The organism is Acidovorax sp. HMWF018 (assembly GCF_003061035.1).
GTDB lineage: Bacteria > Pseudomonadota > Gammaproteobacteria > Burkholderiales > Burkholderiaceae_C > Acidovorax > Acidovorax delafieldii.
Genome location: NZ_QAIM01000410.1, coordinates 1 through 3,157, shown reverse-complemented (window position 1 = coordinate 3,157; position 3,157 = coordinate 1). Strand labels below are relative to the sequence as shown.

The following is a 3,157-nucleotide window of genomic DNA, read 5'->3' as shown; positions in this document are numbered from 1 at the left end:
CAACTCGGCCGACATCGACACCAGCCGTCGGCGCATGTCCAGCAACCGCCGCATGGCGCGCAGCTTGGCCATCAGCACGATGGGCTTGACGGGTTTGACCAGGTAGTCGTCGCCCCCCACCTCAATGCCGCGCCACACATCCAGTTCGTTGTCCAGGCCCGACAGGAAGATGATGGGCGTCCAGTCCCCCGCCTCGCTCTCACGCATCTGCTGCGCCACCCAGTAGCCATCCTGGCCCGGCAGCTTGATGTCCAGCAGCACCAGATCGGGCCGGTGGGTCTTGAACAGATGCAGCGCAGCCTGGCCCTCGGGTGCCTCGAAGATGTCTGACACCCCCGCCCGCCGCAGTTCGGCCACCAGCGCCGCGCGCACGGACCCCTGGTCTTCGACCACCAGTACCGAAAAAGCATTGCCCGAAGGCAGGGGCTCGTTGGCAGGGTAGGGCGCGTTGCTGGAACTGAAGGGCACGGTATGTCTCCTTGGTGCCTGGTGACCGGTAGAGGGGGCGGTCGCAGACCGCCCTCCGACGCAAATCAGGCCTCAGGACTCGCGGCGCAGCGCAGGGAACAGAATCACGTCGCGAATGCTGGGGCTGTCAGTCAGCAGCATCATGAGGCGGTCAATACCAATACCGCAACCCCCCGTGGGTGGCATGCCGTACTCCAGTGCGCGCACGAAGTCGTGGTCGTAGAACATGGCTTCGTCGTCACCACTGTCTTTGGCGGCCACCTGGGCATGGAAGCGTGCGGCCTGGTCTTCGGCGTCGTTCAGCTCGCTGAAGCCGTTGCCGAACTCGCGGCCGGTGATGTACAGCTCAAAGCGCTCGGTCACCTCGGGGCGGGTGTCATTCGCACGGGCCAGCGGCGAGATCTCGGTCGGGTGCTCCATGATGAAGGTGGGCTGCCACAGCTTGTCTTCCACCGTTTCTTCAAAGTACAACACCTGCAGGCTGGCCAGCGTGCGGGTCGAGAGCTTGTCTTTCTCTTCGGTCATGCCCAGCTTCTTCAATGCGCTGATGAGCCAGGCGGCATCGTCCACATGGGCACCGGCCTCGGTGTACTGGAAGATGGCTTCACGGATGGTCAGGCGGGCAAACGGCTGGGACAGGTCCACCGCGCGGCCCTGGTAGGTCATCTGCAGCGAGCCCGTGGCCTTGAGCGCCACTTCACGGATCAGCGTCTCGGTGAAGTCCATCAGGTCCAGGTAGTTCCAGTACGCCGCGTAGAACTCCATCATGGTGAACTCGGGGTTGTGGCGCACCGAGATACCTTCGTTGCGGTAGCTGCGGTTGATCTCGAACACGCGCTCGAAGCCGCCCACGATCAGGCGCTTCAGGTACAGCTCGGGCGCGATGCGCAGGTACATCTCCTGCTCCAGCGCGTTGTGGTGCGTCACGAACGGCTTGGCATTGGCACCGCCCGGGATGGGGTGCAGCATGGGCGTTTCGACTTCGAGGAAGCCGTGGCTCACCATGAACTCGCGCAGGCCGCTCACGGCCTTGCTGCGGGCCACGAAGCGCTTGCGGGCCTGCTCATCGGTGATCAGGTCCACATAGCGCTGGCGGTACTTCTGCTCCTGGTCGGCCATGCCGTGGAACTTGTCGGGCAACGGGCGCAGGCTCTTGGTCAGCAGGCGCAGGCTGGTCACCTTGACCGACAGCTCGCCGGTCTTGGTCTTCATCAGCAAGCCTTCGGCACCCACGATGTCGCCCAGATCCCAGTGCTTGAAGGCCGCATATAGCTCTTCGCCCACAGCGTCACGGGTCACATAGAGCTGTATACGCCCACCCACTTCGCCCAACGAGCCATCCTGGATCGTGGCGAAGCTGGCCTTGCCCATCACCCGCTTGAGCATCATGCGGCCGGCCACAGACACATTCACCGGCGTGGCTTCCAGGGACTCGTTCGTGGCAGCGCTGTGTTCCAGGTGCAACTGGGCAGCCTTGTGGCCGGGCTTGAAGTTGTTGGGGAAAGCAACGCTACCGCCGTTGGCCTGGGCTTCGCGCAGAGCGCGGAGCTTTTCTCGGCGCTCGGCGATGAGCTGGTTGTCGTCCTGAGGGGGGAGGGTGGTGGTGGTGTCAGACATGGAGAGCCGCCCGCAAATGGAGGCGTTCAGAGGCGTTATTCGAACCAAAACCTGTGATTTTAGTTTTTTGCACGTGCCGTGGGGTGCTTGTACCCGTCTGAGCCCGGATAATTTGCCGCATGTTTCTTAAAGCGGGCCTCCTCTCACTGCTGTTGCTGCTGGTCAGTCGCGTATTGGGGGTGTTGCGTGAAACAGCATTGGCCGCTGCTTTTGGCAGCTCCGGCATGGCAGATGTGGCCATCGTCATGTTGACCCTGCCGGATTGGCTTGCGGGCGTATTCGTCAGCGGTGCGTTGGCCTATGTTTTGCTGCCGCATTGGGCGAGGGAGTCGGCTGCGCAGCAGAATGCCACACAACATCGGGTGGCCAGGTATCTGCTGTGGGGAAGCATCCTGCTTGCAAGTGTGATGATGGCGACCCATGCTTCATTGGGGCCTCTGCTGGTACCGGGAATATCGCTTTCCCTTGAGGGCTCAGTCGGTCAAGCGGTTGTCTGGAGTGCTCTTGCCTTGCCAGCCGCCATGCTGGCGGGTCTGTGGGCAACACGGCTGCAGCATGAGAGGGACTTCCTGGGCATGTATAGCGCGAACCTGGTGGTCAATGGCGTGTTGATCACAGCGCTGGTCTTTTGGAGCACGCGTGGATCTGCTACGGGCGAAGGGGCGGTGCCAACGTTGGGTGTTTTTCTGTTGGTAGCGGTCTTCATGAGGCTGCTGTGGCAGGGCTGGCGCATGCGACCGCTGTTCCGCCACGGCAGCTCCCAGCCCTCTTCTTCCATCGCGCCTGGCCCTTTGCCCGGCTGGCGCATCTGGATGTGGGCGGTTTTGGGGGCCGGTCTGCCACTGACCTTGCCCTTCGTGGCGCGTACCTTCGCGTCTGGCGCGGGTGAGGGGGCTCTTGCTACCTTCAACTATGCATGGAAACTGGTGGAGTTGCCGTTGGTTCTGGCGATCCAATTGGTGGCGTCGCTGGCTTTCCCCGCCATCGCCCACGCCCAAGGTAGGCAAACCGACTCTGAAAATTCAAACGAGGAAGCGATGGCATCTGCCGTACGCAGCGCCCTGATATTGGC

General features: G+C 62.5%; 3 protein-coding genes. 1 reads left to right on the top strand and 2 read right to left on the bottom strand.

Annotated elements, in window-relative coordinates; all coding sequences use genetic code 11:
- Both DBR23_RS30890 and lysS read right to left on the bottom strand, forming a co-directional pair.
- Positions 1-468 (bottom strand): PleD family two-component system response regulator (locus tag DBR23_RS30890; protein ID WP_233250516.1); only part of this gene is annotated, 468 nt, incomplete at its 3' end.
- A 72-nt stretch (positions 469-540) separates the two neighbouring features.
- On the bottom strand, positions 541-2,085 hold the full coding sequence (gene lysS, locus DBR23_RS16880; protein ID WP_108499014.1) for a lysine--tRNA ligase: 1,545 nt from the start codon (positions 2,083-2,085) through the stop codon (positions 541-543).
- Between the two features lie 119 nt (positions 2,086-2,204).
- Between lysS and DBR23_RS16875 the strand changes: the two genes are divergently transcribed.
- Positions 2,205-3,157 (top strand): lipid II flippase MurJ (locus tag DBR23_RS16875; RefSeq protein ID WP_146191354.1); only part of this gene is annotated, 953 nt, incomplete at its 3' end.